Genomic DNA, 20,200 nt, shown 5'->3' with positions numbered 1-20,200 from the left:
CCCCCACTTCCTCTTCTGTACACAAGCCGCCTTCGTTGCCTGAAAAGGCGGCACGCTTCTTGCTTTTTCAGATCAGTTGAGCAGGAAGCCCATGGCCAGCGTATCGGAAGCCAAGTCGCTCGTTCTGGATCGGATCACCCACCGCTTCGCCAGCGGCACGATGGCCGTATCCGATATCAATCTCGATGTGAAAGGCGGCGAGATCATCGCCCTGCTCGGCCCGTCCGGCTGCGGCAAGACAACCTTGCTGCGCATCATCGCCGGCTTCATCGGCCACAGCGAGGGGCGCGTCATCATCGGCAACGACGTCGTCGATGCGCTGCCGCCCAACCGGCGCGCGGTCGGCATCGTGTTCCAGAACTACGCGCTGTTTCCGCATCTCTCGATCACCGAGAATGTCGGCTACGGCCTCGCCGCGCGCGGCGTCGACAAGGCCACGCGCAACAGGGAGGCGCAGCGGCTGCTCGACATGGTGCAGCTCGGCCCGTTCGGTGAGCGGCTGCCGCGGCAATTGTCGGGCGGCCAGCAACAGCGCGTGGCCCTGGCGCGCGCGCTCGCGATCAAACCGTCGATCCTGCTGCTCGACGAGCCGTTCGCCGCGCTCGACAAGAATTTGCGGTTGGACATGCAGATCGAGGTCAAGCGGCTGCAGCGCATGGCCGGGATCACAACTTTGATCGTGACCCACGACCAGGAGGAGGCGCTGTCGATGGCCGACCGCGTCGCCGTGCTGAGTCACGGCCATCTCGAGCAGTTCGGCACGCCCTCCGAGATCTACGATCAGCCACAGACGCTGTTCGTGAACAGCTTCGTCGGCACCGCGAACAAGATGAAGGGGACGGTGATCGCGACCGACGCGGGCAGTGTCAAGGTTGGCCTGGAGGCCGGCGGCGAGATCATCGCGCGCGCCCCCACCCCGGTACGTGCCTCAGACAAGGTCACCGTGTGCCTGCGTCCCGAGCATCTCACCTTCGTCAGCGACGACACCGGCTTTGCCGGCGAGATCGGCATGGCGCTGCCGCTCGGCGCAACCGTGGTCCATGAGATCAAGGCCAGCGACGGCTCGAGCATCAAGATTTCGCAGGCCCGCACCGGCGACACGCCACTGCGCGATGCCGGCGCGCCGGTGCGGGTCGCACCGATCGCACCCGGCCTCGCCACCGTCTTCCCGCAATAGACCAACAGACACATCGGAGTGAAACATGATGCTTGATCGCCGCCGGCTCCTGACCAGCGCCTTGACGCTGGGAGCCATGCACGCCTTCCCGGGCCTGAGCCTCGCGCAGGCGCGGCCGCTGGTGTTCGCGACCTTCACCGGCAGTTGGGAGGAGGCGCACAAGGCGGTGCTGGTGCCGGCGTTCCGCAAGGCCAATGCCGATGCCGCCATCGTGCTCGACCCGATGCTGTCGGTCGACCAGATCGCCAAGGTCAATGCGGCCAAGGCCAATCCGCCGATCGACGTCATGCTGCACGATCCGGGTCCGGCGCTGGTCGCGATCGGCCAGGATCTCGTCGATCCGTTCCCGGCCGACAAGAGCACCTATTTCAAGGACCTGATTCCGGAAGCGCAGGACGCGATGGGCCCGGCGCCGTTCTTCCAGGTCGTCGGCCTCACCTACAATCCGGAGACCGTGAAGACGCCGCCAACCTCTTGGGCCGATCTGTGGAAGCCCGAGTTCAAGGGCAAGGTCGGCATCACCAACCTGAACTCCACGCTCGGCACCGGCTGGCTGGTCGAGATCGCGCGCATGCGCGGCGGCTCCGAGGCCAATGTCGACGAGGGCTTCAAGGCGCTGGAGGAGCTGAAGCCGAACCTCGCCGCGGTCGCCGCCAATCCCGGCGCCCTGGCGACCCTGTTCCAGCAAGGCCAGATCGACATCTCGCCCGGCAATTTCAACGCCATCCAGATCCTGAAAGCGCGTGGCGTGCCGGTCGAGTTCGTGGCGCCCAAGGAAGGCGCCATCGCCTTCAAGACCACGATCCACATCGTCAAGAACTCGCCGAACAAGGAGCTCGCCTTCAAGCTGATCGAGGCGGCGCTGTCGCCGGAAGTGCAGACCACGCTGATGAACTCGCCCTATCTGATCGTGCCGACCAACACCAAGGTGGCCATGACCGGCGAGATCGCCAAGGTGCTGGCCAAGGACACCGCGGAGCTGAAGAAGAAGTTCGTGTTCCAGGACTGGAAGAAGATCAACGAGCAGCGCGCGTCCTGGATCGAGAAGTTCAACCGCGACATCAAGATCTGACGCGATGAAGAGCGCCACGACAGCACCTGGAGACGTGACCAGCTTCAGCCTGGGGCTTGCGCTGCCCCTGGGCCTGGTGTTCGCGATCTTCTTCGTGCTGCCGCTGGCGCAACTGCTCTATCTCTCGCTGCACAACGACACCGCGGCGACGGTGTGGGGGCTCGGCCAGTACATCAAGTTCCTGACCGACCCCTTCAGCCTCGCCGTGCTCGGCTCGACCTTGCTGCTCGGCGCCGAGGTGACGCTCGCCTGTCTCGTGCTCGGCTATCCCATCGCCTGGCTGTATCAGCGCTCGGGCAGCCGGGTGCAGACCCTGATCATCATGATCGTCCTGCTGCCGCTGCTCACCAGCGTCGTCGTCCGCACCTTCGCCTGGATCGTGATCCTCGGGCGGCAGGGCATCATCAACTCCGTGCTGCAATCGCTCGGCCTGATCGGCACGCCGCTGCGCATGATCTACACCCAGGGCGGACTGATCGCGGCGCTGGCGCAGGTGCAGATGCCGCTGATGGTGCTGCCACTGATCACCGCGATCGGCCGCATCGATCCCAATCTCTCCGACGCCTCGGCCTCACTCGGCGCCGGTAGCTGGCGCACCTTCGTCAAGGTGATGCTGCCGCTGTCGATGCCCGGCATCATCGCCGGCTGCACCCTGACCTATGCCGCCGCGATCACCGCCTTCATCACGCAGTCCCTGGTCGGCGGCGGGCAGATGCTGTTCATGCCGATGTATCTCTACCAGCAGGCCTCGACCCTGCAGAACTGGCCGTTCGCCGCGGCGATCTCGATCATCTTCCTGTTCGCGGTGCTGGCGATCGTCGCGCTGTTCTCGACACTCGGGCGGCGTGCCCGCGGCTATGGAGACGCCAGATGAGCCAGCGCCAGCGCAACTGGGAAGCGCTGAGCTTCCAGATCGTGATGACGGTGGTTGCCGTGCTGGCGCTGATCCTGATCGTGTCGCCGTCGCTGGTCGTGGTGATCGTCTCCTTCACGTCCGGCTTCTCGCTGAAATTCCCGCCGCCGGGCTATTCGGCGCGCTGGTACGTCGAATTGTGGAACGCCTGGCAGCTGCAGTTCGCAGCACGCAACAGCGTCGTCGTCGCGCTGTGGTCGACGGGGCTCTCCATCGTGCTGGGCGTGGCCGCCTCGCTCGCGATCTCGCGCTCCAAGAGCCTGACTGCGAAGCTGCTCGATTCGTTGTTCATGTCGCCGCTGGTACTGCCGGCACTCGCCTTCGGGCTGGCGGCGCTGATGTTCTTCTCGCTGATCGGCCTGCCGGTCTCGCTGCTCACGCTGGTGATCGGCCATACCATCGTCTGCGTGCCCTATGTCGTCCGCAACACCGTCGCGGCACTGGCCCAGCTCGAGCCAACCTTGCTGGAAAGCTCGGCGATCCTCGGCGCCTCCAGGCTCTACACGTTCCGCCGCATCGTGCTGCCGCTGATCCGTCCCGGCATCATCTCCGGTGCGTTCATCGCCTTCATGTCGTCGTTCGACAACGTGCCGGTGTCGCTGTTCCTGCGCGATGCCGCCACCGACATGCTGCCGATCCGGATGTGGCAGGACCTCGAAGGCAAGCTCGACGTCACCATCGCCGCGCTGTCGAGCGTGCTGATCATCGCCACCATCGCGCTGATGGCGATCATGGAGCGCGCCACCGGCCTGTCGAAGCGGCTGACGGGTTGATCAATCCGACAGCGTCGCAAGGAGCTGAATAGTTGCGATTTGGCCGTCATTCCGGGGCAATCGCCAATGCGACGGAGCGAAGCGGCGGCGCGTTGACGATTGAACCCGGAATGACGGTGGTCATGGCGTAGTAGGATTCATCCGCTCGCTGCGACGAGCCCGCCGCAGGCGGGCGTCTCGAAGGACGGCCACACGCTCTAAGCGCCACGGAAGATCGAATAGCCCCAGGGGGTGAATTTCAGCGGCAGGTGAAAATGCTCCTCGACCTTGTCGATCGCGAAGCGAAACGGCACTGTGGTGAGGAATTTCGTCTGAGCGCCAGCCCCGAAGAACTCGCCGACATGAAACAGCACCTCATACTCGCCGGCGATGACGCCGTCGCCCTTGACGACCGGCGCCTGCAAGGTGCCGTCGGCGCCGAGCTGTCCCTCCGCGAGCAGCGTGCGATCGGGCGTCACGCGCCAGATCGCGACGCGCAGGCCAAGCGCGGGGCGCCCGTTCGCCACGTCAACCGCATGAACCGAGATTCCACCGGCCATTTCGTGCTCCGCCATCAGGTTGTCGCGGCATGATAGCCGCGAAGCAAGCGTCAGCACCAGCGGCGCCGCTGTGGCCTGCGATCGCTGCGATGACCGCGCTGCAGGCCTTGGTGTCGCTGGCGCTGTTCGCGCCGGGCGTCGTCGCGCCGCGCGCTGGACTGAGCATCGAGCAACTGTCGCTGTTCTCCACCGCAGCCTTCACCATCAGCCTCGTCTCTTCGTTCTGGGGCGGCACGCTGGTCCAACGCGTCGGCTCGCTGCGCGTCGCAGCGCTGTGCGCGGTCGCCGTCTGCGCCGGCATGTCGCTGGCCCTGTTCGAGGATGGATGGGCCCTGCTCGGCGCCGGGCTGATGCTGGGGCTCGCGGTCGGACCGGAGACACCGGCAAGCTCAGCGCTGCTCGGACGTCTCGTGCCGGCCGAGAAGCGCGCGATGGTGTTTTCGATCCGGCAGACCGGCAGCCAGATCGGCGCCGTGGTCGGCTCGCTGCTGCTGCCGCCGATCGCCGTGCTGCTGGCACCGAGCTCCGCCTATGCCGCCGTGATCGTCTGCGCCGCCATCGCCTTCGCCGGCTTCGAGCGTCTGCGGCCGGCCTATGCGATCACGCCGCCGGCCATGCCGCGGCTCGGCCTGTTCGATCGATTGCGACTGATCAGCGCCGACCGCCGCATGGCCGCGCTCGCGGTCGCCTCGATTCCGTTCAGTGGCATGCAGGTCATCCTCAACACCTGCTTCGTCAGCTTCGGCACGTCAGAGCTCGCGCTCAGCCATGTCGAGGCCGGCTGGGTGCTGGCCTCGGCGCAAGGCGCCGGCCTGATGGGACGGCTGGGCTGGGGCGTGGTCGCGACGCGGCTGCGCTCGGCGCGGGCCGTGCTGGTGATGGCAGGCGTCGGCATGGCGGTCTGCGCGCTGCTGCTTGGTCTCTGCGGGCCACTGCTGAGCAGATCGATCCTGGTCCTGCTCACCGTCGCGTTCGGACTGACCGCAAGTGGTTGGAACGGCGTGTTCATCGCCGAGATCGCCAATCTCGCCAAGCCCGGACGCGTCGCCGAGGCGACAGGTGCGGTGCTCACCGCCTCGTTTCTCGGCCTCGTCGCCGCGCCGCTGCTCGTCGCCTTGCTGACGCCCCGCGTCGGCCTCGGCGGCAGCTTCGTCGCACTCGGATTGACGGCGGCCGCGGGCGCGGCCGTGCTGCTGATGGAGCGATCCCATGCGCGCGAGTGACATCGCACGCGCCGTCCTGGCGCGGCAAAGCACCGCCAGAGAGATGGCCGAGCAGGCGCTGGCGCGCATCGCCGCGGCCCGTGACCTCAACGCCGTCGTCACGACAGATCCGGCGCGAACGCGCGCCGAGGCCGATGCCGTCGATGCGCGCGTGGCCACCGGCGAAGCAATGCCGCTCGCCGGCGTGCCGGTCGTGGTCAAGGACAATATCTGGGTCGGCGGCTGGCGCATCACGCAGGGCTCGCGGCTGTTCGCTGATTTCATCGCGCCCGAGGATGCGATCGCGATCGCGCGGTTGCGCCGCGCTGGCGCCGTGATCGTTGGCATCGGCGCAACCTCCGAGTTCGCCTGCAAGGGCGTGACGACCTCGCAGCTGTTCGGACCGACTGTTCATCCGCAGGACCCGCAGCTCACGCCCGGCGGCTCGTCGGGCGGTCCCGCCGTTGCGGTGGCGGCTGGGCTCGTGCCGCTCGCGATCGGCACCGATGCCGGCGGCTCGAGCCGCCGGCCGCCGGCCCATGTCGGCGTGGTCGGCTTCAAGCCGTCGTTCGGTGCCATTCCCTACGGGCCGGGATTCCCCGAGCCATTCTGGCGCATCTCGGTGATCGCGCCGATCGCGACCGATGTCGGCGATGCCAGGCTTGCGTTCGAGATCATGGCCGGCGCCGACCCGCGCGATCCCGATACGTTCGACGTGGCCGTGGCGGATCATGCAACGCCGCTGCGCGTGGCGTTCTCGCCGCGGCTCGGGCTGGACGTCGCGGTCGATGGCGACACCAGCGCTGGCCTGCAGCGGGCGGTCGACCGCCTCCGCGCCGGCGGCATGCCGATTGTCGACAAGGATCCCGTCTGGCCGGCCGGCCTTGCCGAGGACGCGGTGATGCCGCTCCAGCATGCCGGGCTGGCCGCGCTCTACGGCGACGCCTTCCACAATGATCCGGCGCAATTCGATCCCGATATCGCCAAGCAGATCGAGCGCGGGCTCGGCCTGAGCGGCGCCGATGTCGCGCGTGCGCTCGAGGCAAGCGCGCAGATCGCGCGGGCCTTCGCAAGCTTCTTCACGCAGGCCGACGTGCTGCTGGCGCCGACCGTGCCCTGCGTCGCCTGGCCATTCACGCAGCTCGGCCCATCCAAGATCGGCGGCAAGCCGGCGAGCCCGCGCGCGCATGCGGTGTTCACGCCTTACGCCAATCACGCCGGCGTGCCGGCGATCTCGATCCCCTGCGGCACCAACGTTCACGGACTGCCATTCGGTCTGCAACTCATCGCGGCCCGCGGCCGCGACCGCCTGCTGCTCGATGTCGCGGCCGACGCCGAGCGGATCCTCGCTCAGTCCTGATCGAACTTCTTCGCCAACCTCGCCCGCGTGATGTGACCGATCTGGTCGATGGCGTTGGCGATCTCGGTGTCCGGGTCGTTGCCGATGCGACGCTCCATCTCGGCGATGACCGAGGGGCGGTCGGCGTGCAGCGCCAGAGCGACGATCAGCGGCATGCCGAACTTGTCGCGATAGCGGCGGTTGATGTCGGCGACGCGCTCGAACTCGGCGCGCGAGAGCGAGGTGAAGCCGAGCCGACCCTGCTCGCCGATCGAGTCGTTCGTCATCTCACCCGCCAGCGCCTCGCGGCCGGCGAGCTCCGGATGGGCGCGGATCAGCTTCAGCTTCTCGTCGCGGCTCATGGCGCGAACGACGTTCATGAGCGTCGTATGCAGCGCATCCGCGGCGTCGTCGAAGGCGGACAGGCCGGCGCGATAGGCGCGGTCGGCGATTTCAGGCGAATGCTCGAAGATGTCGCCATAGCGCTCCACGAACAGCACGCGCGACATCTGCGACGGCCGCCACACGCCGGCCGGCGGATGCGTCCGGATCCAGTGCCGGGCGATGTCGAGCCGGGTCGCGACCCAGACCTTGTCATGCCCCGTGATATAGTCGAGGAAACGGGCCAGCGCGGCCGCGCGCCCGGGGCGGCCGACCAGCCGGCAGTGCAACCCGATGGACATCATGCGCGGGCTCTCCGCACCCTCTGCGTAGAGCGTATCGAAACTGTCCTTCAGATAGGCGAAGAACTGGTCGCCGGAATTGAAGCCCTGCGGGGTGGCGAAGCGCATGTCGTTGGCATCGAGCGTATAGGGCACGATCAGTTGCGGGCCGTGCGGCCCCGCGATCCAGTACGGCAGCTCATCGGCGTAAGAATCGGCGCTGTAGACGAAGCCCTGCTCATTCAACACGATGTCGAGCGTGCGCTCCGACGTGCGGCCCTGGTAGAAGCCGAGCGGCCGCTCACCGGTGAGCTCGGTATGGATGCGGATCGCTTCCCCGATATCGGCGCGCTCGTCGGCCTCGGGGACATCGCGGTAGTCGATCCATTTCAGGCCGTGGGAGGCGATCTCCCAGCCGGCTTCCTTCATCGCAGCCACGGCGTCCGGATTGCGTGCCATCGCGGTGGCGATTGCAAATACCGTGACCGGCAGCTTGCGCGCGGTGAACATCCGCCACAGCCGCCAGAAGCCGGCGCGCGAGCCGAACTCGTAGATCGACTCCATGTTCATGTGGCGCTGCCCGGGCCAGGGCTGGGCGCCGACGATCTCGGACAGGAAGGCTTCGGAGGCGGCGTCACCGTGGAGGATGTTGTTCTCGCCGCCCTCCTCGTAGTTGATCACGAACTGCACCGCGACGCGGGCATCGCCCGGCCAGCGCGGATGCGGCGGCGTGCGGCCGTAGCCGACCATATCGCGGGGATAGACGTCAGCACTCATCCGGCTCAGCTCCCGCGATAGGTCTGGTAGCTCCAGGGCGTCGCGAGCAGCGGCACATGGTAGTGCGCGCTGGCATCGGCGACGGAAAAGCGGAGCGGGATCAGATCGAGAAACAGCGGGTCGCCCGAGGCGAGGCCGTGGGTCCTGAAATAAGCGCCCATATGGAAGGTCAGCATGTAGGTGCCGATGGCGAAGTCATCGTCCGCCAGCATCGGCTGGTCGGTGCGCCCGTCGGCATTGCTCCGGACCTGCTTGACGCGGCGCCAGGAGCCGTCCGGTTCGAGGACATCGAGATCGATCGCGACGCCGGCCGCGGGCTTGCCCCTGACCGTATCCAGAATATGCGTGCTCAGCCGCCCCATGCATCGTTACCTCTCTGCTGCCGGCTCGGAACACTATCAGCGCCCGGTTAAAGGTTCGAGGCGATTTGCGGTTCAGTTGCCGCGTCGCGCTCCTTGCCGAAGCGCTCGACCAGAAAGTCGATGAACAGCCGCACCTTCACCGAGAGGTGCCGCGTCGGCGGATAGATCGCATAGAGCGCGAGCGGCGGCGCGGCGTAATCGACGAGGATCGCGGTCAGCGCGCCGCTCTCGAGCGCGTCCGCCGCGATGAAGCGCGGGATCAGCGCAATGCCCTGTCCCTTGATGGCGACGTCGCGCAGCACCTCGGCATTGTTGACGCACAACGACCACGCCGGCTGGACCCAGTGGTCGCCGTCGCGGCCGGTGAGCTTCCACTGATTGCCGGTCAGCAGGAAACCGTAGGTGAGAGAGGTGTGGCGACGCAGCTCTTCCGGGCTATCAGGCGTGCCATGCCGCGCGAGATAGGCTGGCGCGGCGCAGATCACGCGCTCCACCGGCATGATCCGCCGCGCCACCAGGCTCGACGATTCCAGCTCGGCGATCCGCAACGTAACGTCGAAGCCATCCTGCACTGGATCCAGCAGATCGTCGCTCAGCACGATCTGCAACTGCAGCTCGGGATAGCGGGCCATGAAATCGGCGACGACGGGACCGAGCCGCATGGTGCCGAACGACATCGGCGCGTTGACGCGCAAGAGCCCGCGCGGCGCGGCCTGCGACTGGCTGACGGCCTGATCGGCGGCGTCGAGCTCCGCGAGGATCGAGACCGCGCGCTCGAAATAGAGCTGGCCGGTCTCGGTCGGGCTGGCATGGCGCGTGGTGCGGACGATCAACTGGACGCCGAGGCTCGCCTCCAGCTCGCCGATATATTTCGAGATCGCCGAGCGCGACAGCCGCAGCTGCCGGCCGGCCTCGGCGAAGCTGCCGCTCTCGACCACCTTCACGAAGGCCCGCAGGCTGCTCAGCTTGTCCATAGGGCCGCCATTGTCGCCAAATCGTAGACAGAGACGTCACAAGAGCACGGATTGTCTCCAAATCAAAGCGAGCCAATATTGCGCCCAGGAATTCAACGGCCCTTTCGGGGGTCCATCGACAGGAGACCCATATGCCCGGACTGCACCACGTGACTGCGATTGCCGGCGATCCGATCCGCAATTTCGGCTTCTACACCCGCGACCTCGGCCTGCGCTTCGTCAAGAAGACAGTCAATTTCGACGATCCCGGCACCTATCATTTCTACTACGGCGATGAGACCGGCCGCCCCGGCACCATCCTGACCTTCTTCCCCTGGGCCGGCGTGCGGCCGGGCCGCCGCGGCGTCGGCGAGACCCACCAGACCGCGTTCCGGGTGCCGCAGCGCTCCCTTAGCTACTGGACGCAGCGCCTCACCGAGAAGGGCATCGCCTATGAGGCGCTGGAGAAGCGCTTTGGTGAATCCGTGCTGCCGTTCACCGATCCGGACGGCATGGCGCTGGCGCTGGTCGGCGTCCCCGGCGCGGAGAACGAGCCCGGCTACAGCAACGGCGACATCCCGGCGGAGCACGCGATCCGCGGCTTCCACGGCGTGACCCTGCTGCTCGACTCCGCGGAGAGGACTGCCGCCGTGCTGACCGACGTGTTCGGCTTCGAAGAGACGGGCCGCGAAGGCTCGGTCATCCGCTTCAAGGCGCCCGGCGACGCCGAGGGCAGCGTGGTCGACATCTACGAGGCCAGGGGCTTTCTGCGTGGCGCGCAGGGCGCCGGGTCGGTGCATCACATCGCCTTCCGCGCCGCCGACGATGCCGCACAGGGCGTGATGGCACAGCGGCTGGTCGATCGCCACGGCCTGCATCCGACTGAGCAGAAGGACCGCAACTACTTCCGCTCGATCTACTTCCGCGAGCCGGGCGGCGTGCTGTTCGAGATCGCAACCGATATCCCGGGCTTCGCGGTCGACGAGCCGGTCGCCGAGCTCGGACGAAACCTCAAGCTGCCCGCTTTCCTCGAATCGCACCGCAAGCAGATCGAAGGCGTGCTGCCCAATCTCGAGGAGGCCGCATCATGACCGAGGCATTGTCCTTCACCCACCGCTTCCAGCCCGGACACACGCCGGGAGCAGCCCCACTGCTGCTCCTGCACGGCACCGGCGGCGACGAGAACGATCTGCTGCCGCTCGGCGCCACGCTGTCGCCCGGCGCCGCCCTGCTGTCGCCACGCGGCCAAGTGCTCGAGCATGGCATGCCGCGCTTCTTCCGCCGGCTTGCCGAGGGCGTGTTCGACGAGGACGACGTCCGCCGGCGCGCTCTGGAGCTCGGCGCCTTCATCGACGCGGCGCGGCAGCACTACGGGATCGAAGCGCCGCTCGCGGTCGGCTACTCCAACGGCGCCAACATCGCCGCCGCGCTGCTGCTACTGCAGCCGGAAGCGCTGACCGGTGCAGTGCTGTTCCGCGCCATGGTTCCGCTGGCACAGCCGCCGGCCGCCAGGCTCGCGCGCCGGCCGGTGCTGATGCTGTCGGGGCTCGCTGATTCGATCGTACCTGCCAGCAATTCGGCGAAGCTGTGCACTCAGCTCACCGAGGCCGGCGCCGACGTGACCCATACGACATTGCCGGCGGGTCACCAGCTGTCGCAGGCGGACATCGCGCTGGCGCGCGACTGGATCGCCGGATTGCCGCAGGCGATCGCCGCCTGAAGACGCTTGCGGCTGTCGCGGCTCCTGGCCAAGAATGTGGTCTCATCAGCACCAGCATCGGACCGCCCTCCGGCGGCTCCGATGCTGGCGGATAGATGGGAAGGATGTTGCGCATGGCCGTCGACAAGCTGTTCATCAATGCGCGGCTCGACCGCGGCGCGCGCCATGCGATCACGGTCGACGGCGGCCGCATCAGCAGGCTTCTCGCTGAGACCGAGCGCCCCGAGGCGCGCGAGGTGATCGATCTCGGCGGCGCGCTGGTCGTGCCCGGCTTCGTCGAGGGACACATCCATCTCGACACCAGCTTCTACGGCGATGCCTGGAAGCCGCACAAGCCCTGCACCAACGGCTTCGACGTGCATGAGCGCGTCACGTTCCAGGCGCAGAACATGGCCGCGGCCGCGCCGATGGACGTGCGCGCCCGCAACCAGCTCGATCTCTGCATCGGCCACGGCACCACGCGGATGCGCAGCCATGTGATGGTCGACAGCTCGGTCGGCCTCACATCGCTGGAAACGATCCTGCGCGTCCGCGAGGAATATCGCGAGCTGATCGAGATCCAGCTCGTCGCCTTTCCGCAGAGCGGCATCCTCAAGAGCGCTGGCACGCCCGAGCTGCTCGACGAGGCCATCAGGCTCGGCGCCAACCTCGTCGGCGGGCTCGATCCCGCGAGCTTCGACCGCGACGTCGAAAAGCATCTCGACGTCGTGTTCGGCACAGCCCACAAGCACGGCGTCGATGTCGATATCCATCTGCACGATCCGGGCATGCTCGGCCTGTTCGAGCTGGAGCAGATCGCGGCGCGCACGCGCGCTCTCGGCATGCAGGGCCACGTCGCGGTCAGCCACGCCTATGCGCTCGGCGACCTGCCTGCTGACGCGCTGAAGAAGATTGCCGACGTCCTGGCGGCGTCTGGCGTTGCCATCATGACCAACGCGCCGGGCGCGCGGCCCTTCCCGCCGGTGGCGCTGCTGCGTGCGGCGGGGGTCACCGTGTTCAGCGGCAACGACAACATCCGCGACTCCTGGTGGCCCTATGGCGACGGCGATCTGTTGAACCGCGCCATGATGGTCGGCTATCGTTCCGGCTTCTATGTCGATGACGAGTTGCGGATGGCCTTTGACCTCGTCACCGAGGCCGGCGCCAAGGCCTTGAGGCTTGCGGACTACGGCCTGCGCGTCGGCGCGCGGGCCGACTTTGTCACCCTCGATGCCGAGCACGTGCCGGAGGCCGTCGTCGCCGTGCCAAAGGGCCGCTCAGTCTACAAGGACGGCCGCCTCATCGCGCGCGACGGCCATGTGATCAGGCAGCCGACCTAGGCCCGCGTCATTGTGCCGGCTCGACCGGCGCCTGTGAGCGCGGCGGCTCGGCGCGCGACACCGTCGCGGCCTCGATCCAACGGGTCACGGCCGGCAACTGTCCGCCGGACTCGCGATAGGCCTGCAGCTGATAGTCGGCCGAGCTGCCGAACTGCATGATGATGCGGCAGTGCTCGACCTCGGCGAGACATCCCATAGCCTCCGCATGCGGTGCGACATCCGCGATCATGCGGTTGAGGATCTCCTGGCCCGTCACGGGACCGTCCTCGGTCACGAACAGACAGTCGGTGCCATAGCGCTGCGCCCGCCACTTGTTCTCGACCGCGATCGCGCGCTCGACATTGCCGACGGTCTCCGCAAGATCGGGATTGAGATAGAGGTAGCGTGCCAAAGCGCGATAGAGCGAGGCAATCGCCACGGCGTCATCCACCGACGTGCAGACGTCGGGCGCACGCAACTCCAAGGTCGGATGCCGCAGCGACGGCCGCATCGCCCACCAGACATGACTCTCGTCCGGCATCACGCCGGACTTCGTCAGCGCCGCGACATAGCGATCATATTGCTGCTTCGAGGTGAAAAGCTCGGGCAGGCCGCTGCGCGGCAGCTCGTCATAGGCGGCGAGCCGATAGCCCTTCAGGCCGGTCTCGCGGGAATTCCAGAACGGCGAGGACGCAGATAGCGCGACGAACACCGGGATATGCGGGATCATCGCCCGCATGACCGCGAACCGCCGCTCGGGGTCCGGCAGTTGGACGTGCACGTGCATGCCGCACAGCATGTTGCGCTGGCCGACGATGCGGAGGTCCTCCATCATCTCCGCGTAGCGCGGCTTGGGGCTCGGTTGCGAGCTGCGCCACCTCGCGGTCGGATGCGTGGAGCAGGCCAGGATCGTCAGGCCATACTGACTCGCCACGCTGGCAACCTCGCGCCGCAGGAATTTCATCTCCTCGCGCGCGTCGCCGACATCGACATGCACGTTGGTGGCGACCTCGAGCTGCGCCTGCAGCATCTCGCGCATGGCCTGTCCGCCGGTCGACCAGTTGGCGGCCTCGAACAGATCGTCCGGCGTCTGGATCGCGACATCGTGCGTCTGCGCGTCGACGAGAAAGTACTCCTCCTCGATGCCGAACGAATATTCCGTGACTTCCTCGCTGCCGGTGGCCGAGCGGATCACCAGACGACGCTCGTCATCGCTCAGGCCGAGCCGCAGCTTCTCCAAGATGCGTGGATCCAATCCCATGTGATCAATCCTGTCAGACGTCAAATGCCGTGCGTCTGCAGCCATGCCTCCAGCAGGGCCGCCTGCCACAGCCGCGAATGTCCCTTGGGGCTCATCTCGGCTTCGGGGTTTTGCAACATGTGGTCGATAAAGTCGCGCTGGTAGAGGCCGCGTGCGCGCGCCTTCTCGTCGTTGAGAACGTCGCGGACATAGTCGAGGAACGGGCCGCGCAGATAGCGCAGCGACGGCACTGGAAAGTATCCCTTGGGACGGTCGATCACCTCCGCCGGCACGCAGCGGCGTGCTGCCTCCTTGAGAATGTGCTTGCCGCCGTTCTTCACCTTCAGCTCGGCGGGCATGCGCGCGGCGAGCTCCACCACGTCGTGATCGAGGAACGGCACGCGGGCCTCCAGCCCGAACGCCATCGTCATGTTGTCGACCCGCTTCACGGGATCGTCGACCAGCATGATCTCGGCATCGATCTGCAGCACCTTGTCCGCCGCCGAGGCGCCGGCATGATCTCCGAAGAAGCGCTCCACGAATGCCAGGCTCACGTCGTCGCCGAGCAACTCCGGCGCCAGCAGCCGCTGCAGATCCGAATGCGTCCAGTCGAAATATGCATTCTGATATTGCTGAACGGGATCGTTGGCCGAGAGGAAGCCTGGATACCAGCTGTAGCCACCGAACACCTCGTCGGCGCCCTGCCCGCTCTGCACCACCTTGACGCGCTTGGCGACCTCCGACGACAAGAGATGGAACGCGACCGCGTCGTGGCTGACCATCGGCTCAGACATGGCGGCGATGGCATGGGGCAAGGCGTCGAGCGCGCGGTTGCCGCCGATCCTGATCTGCTCGTGGTTGGTGCCGAACGTCCGTGCGATGATGTCGGAGTAGCGGAATTCATCGCCGGTGTGCTTGCCCACCGCGTCGAAGCCGATCGAGAAGGTGCGGATGTCCTCGTGTCCCAGCTTGGACAGCAGCGCGACCAGCAGCGACGAATCCAGCCCGCCCGACAACAGCACACCGACGGGCACGTCAGCGACACGGCGACGGTCCACCGCCGATGTCATCGCGTCCAGCAATGCATCCGACCATTCTTCCTGACTCATGGCGCGATCGGATGGACGCGGCGCGCCGACGCTGAACTGCCAGTAGCGTTCGCGGCGCTGCGCTCCATCGGGCTCGATCGTCAGCAACGTCGCCGGCTCGAGCTTCTTCACGCCATTGAGGATCGTACGCGGCGCCGGAACGGCGGCGTGAAAGCTGAAGAAATGATGCAGCGCCGTTCGGTCGATCGAGGTGTCGACATCACCACCGGCGAGCAGCGCCGGCAGGGACGAGGCAAAGCGGAGGAAGCCCGGCCCCTCGGTGTAGTACAGCGGCTTGATGCCGAGACGGTCGCGCGCGATCACGACGCGCCCGCTGTCGCGCTCCCACAGCGCGAAGGCGAACATGCCCTTGAAGCGCTGAACACAGGTCTTGCCCCAGGCATGATAGGCCTTGAGGATCACCTCGGTATCGCCGTCGGAGAAGAAGCGATAGCCCTTCGCCTGCAGCTCGGCGCGCAGCTCGCGGAAATTATAGATGCACCCATTGAACACGATGCCGAGGCCGAGCGCGGCATCGATCATCGGCTGCTGCGCGGCGGCTGATAGATCGAGAATGCTGAGACGACGGTGGCCGAGCGCGATTCCGCCCTGCACGTAGAGGCCGGCGGCGTCGGGACCGCGCGCCTGCATCGCATCGTTGACTCGGCCGAGCGCCGCGAGCGCGGGCTGTCCGGAAGTCCTGACTTCACCACAAATGCCGCACATCGCGGATCATCCAGTTTCTGTTGTGTTATGTGCCGCCGACAACCCTCTGTGATCGTTTGCGTTCCGCGACGAAACCGGCAGAGTCCGAGGCAAATAGCGGAACGATTTCGGCGGGTCTGGACGCGCGCGCGACCAGCACGTGATCGGGCGGAACCTCGATCCAGTCCGGCTCCTTGTCAAAAGGCTCGGAGACGGCGATCACTTGATCGCCATCTTCCCGGTAGTAGAGCGAGTTGGCGCGATCATTCTCAGCGAAGCGAAACGCGTAGAGATCGTGGCCGTTCGACAGGGCGGACGTGAAGCGCAGATGCTCACGCAGGCCGTCCTCGTTGACCAGCTGGCGGAGCGCGCGTAGCACGTTCGATGTCGCACCGATCGGGTCCTGATCGATGCCGGCGCCGACGATGGCGAGGAACACGGCTTCGGAATCGGTGGTGCCGAGCCGCGAAGGATACAGCGCGTCCGGAATCATAGCCTCGATCTTGCGGCGCAGCCTGTTCCAGCACCCGACGAAGCCGTTGTGCATGAACAGCCAGCGGCCGCAGGCAAACGGATGGCAGTTCTGACGGGTCACGGCCGTGCCGGTCGCGGCGCGCACATGCGCGAAGAACAGATGTGAATGCAGGTGCCGGCACAGATAGCGGAGATTCTCATCGGACCACGCCGGACGTGTCTCGCGATACAGGCCGGGCTCGGGATGATCGCCGTACCAACCGAGACCGAAACCATCGCCATTTGTGCCTGCGGTGGATTCCAGCGCGCGGATGCTCTGCGTCACCAGCGAGTGTTCCGGCTCGGTCACATAGTGCTCGAAGGCGGTCGTCTCACCGCGGTACGCGATCCAGCGGCACATCCTTGCCCTCCGGTTCAATCAATGAGCGCGCGGCACGCCTGCGCGTGTCACGTTCTTTCGGAGCAGGCGGAAACGCGTCAAAGCACCCCTGGTTCCCGCGCACTCAGTCACGCACGGGACGTCAGCCTGTGGGACTGGGATTGGCGTCGCCCGGCTCCGGCAACATGCCAGTGCCGGGAGTCTTGTCCTTGTCGGTCAGGTCGGGCCGCGCATGCGGGCCAGCCGAAGGCATGCTTTCCGGGCCTGGCCGCTTCGTCGCCGGAGCGTCCGCGTCGCGCAGCTCCCTGCGATCTCGCGGTTTGCGATCTGGGTGCTCGTGATCTTCCTCACTCATCGATTGTCCTCTCGCGCAGATCAACGAGTCAGCGCGCGAAGGCAACCTTCGTCAGCTCTTGCCGTTCCCGTCCGCACGTCCGAGATCGCCTCTCCGGGCTCCGCTTTCGCGTCGTTGCGACAGGTGCTCGATCATTGCGAGTTGTGCGTAGAGCTCAGGTCCTCGCCAATCGTCATGGCGACACCGACCGTCTCGCCGCACGTTCCTCGCAGATGAAGCGACATCGCCGCACTCGTGCTCACGCCTCGCCGCGCTCGCGCACCAACCGGAGCCACGCCGCCGCGGCCGGCGACAGATAGGCGCCACGACGCCAGGCCATCGCCAACGTCCATTCGGTGCCGGGCTCGTCGAGCAGGACGAGACTGATCGGCACCTGCGTGCGCTGGGTCGCGATCATGCGCGGCAGGAAGGCGACCCCGAGACCGGCGCCGGCGAGCTCGGCAATGAAATCGATCTGCGTGCTGCGTGCAGCCACCACCGGCTCGAAGCCATTGCGGCGGCAGGCCTCGCGGAGAATACGATTGAGCGCGAAGCCGGCTTCGAACAGCACGAACGGCGTGTCGCGCAGCTCGGCGAGCGTGATCGTTTTGCGGCGGGCCAGCGAATGATTGACAGAGACGAGCGCCATCAGCGGCTCGCGGCGCACGATCTGCGCGGCAAACTCATCGGCGATGGGCGGCAGCAGGCCGGCAAAATCGATATCGCCTGCAGCCAGCAATTCGCTGAGCCGGTCGCTGCCGTGCTCCACCAGCCGGATCTCGATCTCCGGATAAAGCTGGCGGTAGAGCGCGAACAACGGCGCGAACAGCGTGCTCGACCCGATCGGCGGCAGGCCGAGGCGCAGCACGCCGCGCTTCAGGCCGCGCAGTTCGGCGAGCTCTGCCTGCAGGTCGTCACGCTCCGCCAGCAGCCGGATCGCGCGGCGATAGACGATCTCGCCGGCCGCGGTCATGCGGCTCTTGTGGCCGAGCCGGTCCAGAAGGGGTAGGCCGAGCTCGTCCTCGAGCTGCTTGACGGCCTTGCTGACGGTCGACTGGGTCGCAAACACCACCTTGGCAGCCTGCGAGAAGCCGCCTTGGCGGACGACCTCGACGAAGGTCCTGAGGGTTCGAAGTTCCATAATCAGGCTCAGTATTCGATTTTCGACTTGATATCATTCATTCAATTCGCTTTCTACATGTTGCGATGCGGCATACCTTGATCGCGCAATCACTTCCGGACGCCGCCACATGATGCATCGCAGCATTTCCATTGGGGCTCATCGCCTGCTCCGCCGCAACCGGCTGGTGCAGATCGGTCTGCTCGGCCTGTTCTGGGCTGCCGGCGAGGCGCTGGCCCGGGCAACCGGCCTGCCGCTGCCAGGCGGCATCATCGGAATGGCGCTGGCGCTCACTCTGGTCCTGGCAGGCGGATTGAAGGTCGCCAGCATCAAGCGCGGCGCAAATTGGATGCTGGCCGAGATGCTGCTGTTCTTCGTGCCGGCGGTGCTGGCGCTGCTCGACCATCGCGAACTGTTCGGCCTGCTCGGCCTGAAGATCTTCGCCTTGATCGTCGTCAGCACCACCGCCGTGATGTGCGTGACCGCGCTCACCGTCGACCTCTGCTACCGTTGGACCGAGCGTCATGACCCTCGCCGCGCTGTGGCGTGAGCCGCTGATCCAGGCGGCGGTCTGGTCGCTCGCGACGATCCTGCTCTATCTGCTGGCGAAGCGCGTGCACCGGCGCTGGCCGCGCTGGTGGCTGATGCCGCTGGCGGTGGCGCCCGCGCTGCTGATGATCGCGGCGCTCGCGCTCAACGTCTCCTATCGCGACTACATCCGCGGCACGCATTGGCTGGTGGCGCTGCTCGGCCCGGCCACCGTCGCCTTCGCCGTGCCGATCTATGAGCAACGCGCGCTGATCCGCCGCCGCTGGCCGCTGCTGTTGGCCGGCATGGTCGCGGGCAGCCTCACCGCCGTGGCGACCAGTTGGGCACTGGCCTATGTCCTCGGCATCGATGGCGAGCTGCGTCTGAGCCTGTTGCCGCGCTCGATGAGCACGCCGTTCGCGATGGAAGTCTCAGGCGAGATCGGCGGCATCCCCGATCTCACGGCCGTGTTCGTCGTGCTCACCGGCATCATCGGCGCCGCCGTCGGCGACGTCGTGCTGGCGCGGCTGCCGCTGCGCTCGACGCTCGCCAAGGGCGCGCTGTTCGGCGTCGGCGCGCATGGTGCGGGCACCGCGCGCGCCCACCAGATCGGGCGCGAGGAAGGCGCGATCGCCGGCCTCGTGATGGTGCTGGTCGGGCTGATGAACGTGGCGCTGGCGCCGCTCATCATTCAGTTCATGCGGTAGCGTTCTCAGCGTCACGCGAGCGAGGCGATCCAGTTGCTGATCTCGGCCTGCCGGACCCCGTCATTCGCGACGTCCTGGTCGAGCCCGAGCCGCCACAGAATGTCGCGCCGGGCGCGGTCATGATGCAGGGTGGCGAGATCGGCTGCGTAGCGCTCGAGCTCCGCCGGATCGACGAAGAAGCCCTCCTCGACCAGCGGCTGGCCGATGCGGCGAATCACCCAGGCGACGTCCTGCAGGCTGAATTCCGGATGATATTGGACGCCCCAGAACCGGCCGGGGCCGCTGCGGATCTCCGCGGCCTGCACCTCGCTCATGGCATTGTGCGCGGTGACCGTCGCATCCGGCGGCAGCCGGGTGACGATGTCGCTGTGGATCGCCGGTGCATCGAACACGGCGCCCCGCGCCGCATGCATCGGGTGATCGCGGCCCGCCTCCGTCAGCGTGATCTTGCGCGCAAAGCCGACCTCGCGGCCGGCCGGATTGAGCGACACCTCGCCGCCGGCCGCCACGGTTGCGAGCTGGAGTCCCCAGCATGAGCCGAACATCGGCACGCCCCGCGCGAAGATCGTCCGCACCAGCTCGATCTGGCGCAGCGCTTCCGGCTCGCGCTGATAGATGTTGAGCGCTGATCCCGTGATGACGATGCCCTGATAGGCCTCGATCGGCTGCGGCAGGCGCGCATCGGCATCGGCGGGTGCGGCGATGTCGATCACCGCGTCCGGCGCCAGCGCGCGCAGCACGGCCGCGTAGCTCTCCGACGGCGTGGCGCCGGCGACCTCGGCCCAGCGGCGCCGGCCGTCCAGCGAGTTGCCTTCGAGCACGAGCAGTCTCAGCACTC

Annotated in this window: 20 protein-coding genes; 11 read left to right on the top strand and 9 right to left on the bottom strand. The window is 66.9% G+C overall.

Going from position 1 to position 20,200, the window contains the following annotated elements; translation table 11 throughout:
* Nucleotides 1-91 precede the first annotated feature (91 nt).
* The 4 genes from QX135_RS24480 to QX135_RS24465 are packed head-to-tail and all read left to right on the top strand — an operon-like array spanning nucleotide 92 to nucleotide 3,935.
* A complete protein-coding gene (locus tag QX135_RS24480) occupies nucleotides 92-1,177 on the top strand; it encodes an ABC transporter ATP-binding protein (protein WP_316177389.1) in 1,086 nt (361 codons plus the stop codon).
* 25 nt (nucleotides 1,178-1,202) lie between these two features.
* Complete coding sequence (locus QX135_RS24475) at nucleotides 1,203-2,249, top strand: polyamine ABC transporter substrate-binding protein (RefSeq protein ID WP_315734871.1); 1,047 nt, start codon at nucleotides 1,203-1,205, stop codon at nucleotides 2,247-2,249.
* A gap of 4 nt (nucleotides 2,250-2,253) precedes the next feature.
* A complete protein-coding gene (locus QX135_RS24470) occupies nucleotides 2,254-3,123 on the top strand; it encodes an ABC transporter permease (RefSeq protein WP_172131291.1) in 870 nt (289 codons plus the stop codon).
* The gene (locus QX135_RS24465; RefSeq protein WP_316177391.1) at nucleotides 3,120-3,935 is read left to right on the top strand and encodes an ABC transporter permease; all 816 of its coding nucleotides are present in this window, start codon (nucleotides 3,120-3,122) and stop codon (nucleotides 3,933-3,935) included. The genes QX135_RS24470 and QX135_RS24465 overlap by 4 nt, the downstream gene beginning before the upstream one ends.
* A gap of 197 nt (nucleotides 3,936-4,132) precedes the next feature.
* Here the strand turns inward: QX135_RS24465 and QX135_RS24460 are convergent, their stop codons facing one another.
* Nucleotides 4,133-4,474, bottom strand: coding sequence for a hydroxyisourate hydrolase (locus QX135_RS24460; RefSeq protein WP_316177863.1), 342 nt, complete (start codon nucleotides 4,472-4,474; stop codon nucleotides 4,133-4,135).
* A gap of 29 nt (nucleotides 4,475-4,503) precedes the next feature.
* Between QX135_RS24460 and QX135_RS24455 the strand changes: the two genes are divergently transcribed.
* Nucleotides 4,504-5,697, top strand: coding sequence for an MFS transporter (locus tag QX135_RS24455; RefSeq protein ID WP_316177393.1), 1,194 nt, complete (start codon nucleotides 4,504-4,506; stop codon nucleotides 5,695-5,697).
* Entirely contained in the window at nucleotides 5,684-7,036 is a 1,353-nt protein-coding gene (locus tag QX135_RS24450) for an amidase (RefSeq protein WP_316177395.1), read from the top strand. The genes QX135_RS24455 and QX135_RS24450 overlap by 14 nt, the downstream gene beginning before the upstream one ends.
* On the opposite strand, the gene puuE is transcribed toward QX135_RS24450, so the two are convergent.
* From puuE to QX135_RS24435, 3 genes are read right to left on the bottom strand one after another with little or no spacing between them, the layout of a single operon-like run.
* Nucleotides 7,027-8,454: an allantoinase PuuE gene (puuE, locus tag QX135_RS24445; protein ID WP_316177397.1), complete on the bottom strand. Its 1,428-nt coding sequence runs from the start codon at nucleotides 8,452-8,454 to the stop codon at nucleotides 7,027-7,029. The two genes, QX135_RS24450 and puuE, sit on opposite strands and share 10 nt — an antisense overlap.
* Before the next feature lie 5 nt (nucleotides 8,455-8,459).
* Nucleotides 8,460-8,816 (bottom strand): hydroxyisourate hydrolase, encoded by a 357-nt coding sequence (gene uraH, locus QX135_RS24440; RefSeq protein ID WP_315734880.1) that lies wholly within the window; start codon nucleotides 8,814-8,816, stop codon nucleotides 8,460-8,462.
* A 47-nt stretch (nucleotides 8,817-8,863) separates the two neighbouring features.
* On the bottom strand, nucleotides 8,864-9,790 hold the full coding sequence (locus tag QX135_RS24435; protein WP_316177399.1) for a LysR family transcriptional regulator: 927 nt from the start codon (nucleotides 9,788-9,790) through the stop codon (nucleotides 8,864-8,866).
* A 131-nt stretch (nucleotides 9,791-9,921) separates the two neighbouring features.
* On the opposite strand from QX135_RS24435, the gene QX135_RS24430 reads away from it, so the two are divergent.
* The 3 genes from QX135_RS24430 (at nucleotide 9,922) to QX135_RS24420 (ending at nucleotide 12,808) form a co-directional block, all read left to right on the top strand.
* The gene (locus QX135_RS24430; RefSeq protein ID WP_316177401.1) at nucleotides 9,922-10,860 is read left to right on the top strand and encodes a ring-cleaving dioxygenase; all 939 of its coding nucleotides are present in this window, start codon (nucleotides 9,922-9,924) and stop codon (nucleotides 10,858-10,860) included.
* Nucleotides 10,857-11,489 carry an alpha/beta hydrolase gene (locus tag QX135_RS24425; RefSeq protein WP_316177403.1) on the top strand — a complete coding sequence of 211 codons (633 nt, stop codon included), beginning with the start codon at nucleotides 10,857-10,859 and terminating at the stop codon, nucleotides 11,487-11,489. The genes QX135_RS24430 and QX135_RS24425 overlap by 4 nt, the downstream gene beginning before the upstream one ends.
* Before the next feature lie 113 nt (nucleotides 11,490-11,602).
* Nucleotides 11,603-12,808, top strand: a complete 1,206-nt coding sequence (locus tag QX135_RS24420; protein WP_316177405.1) for an amidohydrolase family protein — start codon at nucleotides 11,603-11,605, stop codon at nucleotides 12,806-12,808.
* Between the two features lie 7 nt (nucleotides 12,809-12,815).
* On the opposite strand, the gene QX135_RS24415 is transcribed toward QX135_RS24420, so the two are convergent.
* The 4 genes from QX135_RS24415 to QX135_RS24400 form a co-directional block, all read right to left on the bottom strand.
* Nucleotides 12,816-14,048, bottom strand: coding sequence for a carboxylate-amine ligase (locus QX135_RS24415; RefSeq protein ID WP_316163634.1), 1,233 nt, complete (start codon nucleotides 14,046-14,048; stop codon nucleotides 12,816-12,818).
* Nucleotides 14,049-14,068: 20 nt separating this feature from the next.
* Nucleotides 14,069-15,841, bottom strand: coding sequence for an N-acetylglutaminylglutamine amidotransferase (locus tag QX135_RS24410; protein WP_316163633.1), 1,773 nt, complete (start codon nucleotides 15,839-15,841; stop codon nucleotides 14,069-14,071).
* 25 nt (nucleotides 15,842-15,866) lie between these two features.
* On the bottom strand, nucleotides 15,867-16,694 hold the full coding sequence (locus QX135_RS24405) for a class II glutamine amidotransferase (protein WP_315783864.1): 828 nt from the start codon (nucleotides 16,692-16,694) through the stop codon (nucleotides 15,867-15,869).
* Between the two features lie 572 nt (nucleotides 16,695-17,266).
* Nucleotides 17,267-18,148 carry a LysR family transcriptional regulator gene (locus QX135_RS24400; RefSeq protein WP_315734888.1) on the bottom strand — a complete coding sequence of 294 codons (882 nt, stop codon included), beginning with the start codon at nucleotides 18,146-18,148 and terminating at the stop codon, nucleotides 17,267-17,269.
* Between the two features lie 109 nt (nucleotides 18,149-18,257).
* Here QX135_RS24400 and QX135_RS24395 point away from each other — a divergent pair, with 109 nt between their 5' ends.
* The gene (locus QX135_RS24395) at nucleotides 18,258-18,677 is read left to right on the top strand and encodes a CidA/LrgA family protein (RefSeq protein WP_315734889.1); all 420 of its coding nucleotides are present in this window, start codon (nucleotides 18,258-18,260) and stop codon (nucleotides 18,675-18,677) included.
* Entirely contained in the window at nucleotides 18,652-19,362 is a 711-nt protein-coding gene (locus QX135_RS24390) for an LrgB family protein (protein ID WP_315752174.1), read from the top strand. The genes QX135_RS24395 and QX135_RS24390 overlap by 26 nt, the downstream gene beginning before the upstream one ends.
* 11 nt (nucleotides 19,363-19,373) lie before the next feature.
* Here the strand turns inward: QX135_RS24390 and QX135_RS24385 are convergent, their stop codons facing one another.
* Nucleotides 19,374-20,198 carry a type 1 glutamine amidotransferase gene (locus QX135_RS24385; protein ID WP_316234345.1) on the bottom strand — a complete coding sequence of 275 codons (825 nt, stop codon included), beginning with the start codon at nucleotides 20,196-20,198 and terminating at the stop codon, nucleotides 19,374-19,376.
* Between the last annotated feature and the right edge of the window lie 2 nt (nucleotides 20,199-20,200).

It is taken from the genome of Bradyrhizobium sp. SZCCHNR1098 (assembly GCF_032489375.1).
Lineage (GTDB): Bacteria > Pseudomonadota > Alphaproteobacteria > Rhizobiales > Xanthobacteraceae > Bradyrhizobium.
Note: the sequence above shows the minus strand (reverse complement) of the source record. Positions and strands in the feature narration are given on the sequence as shown.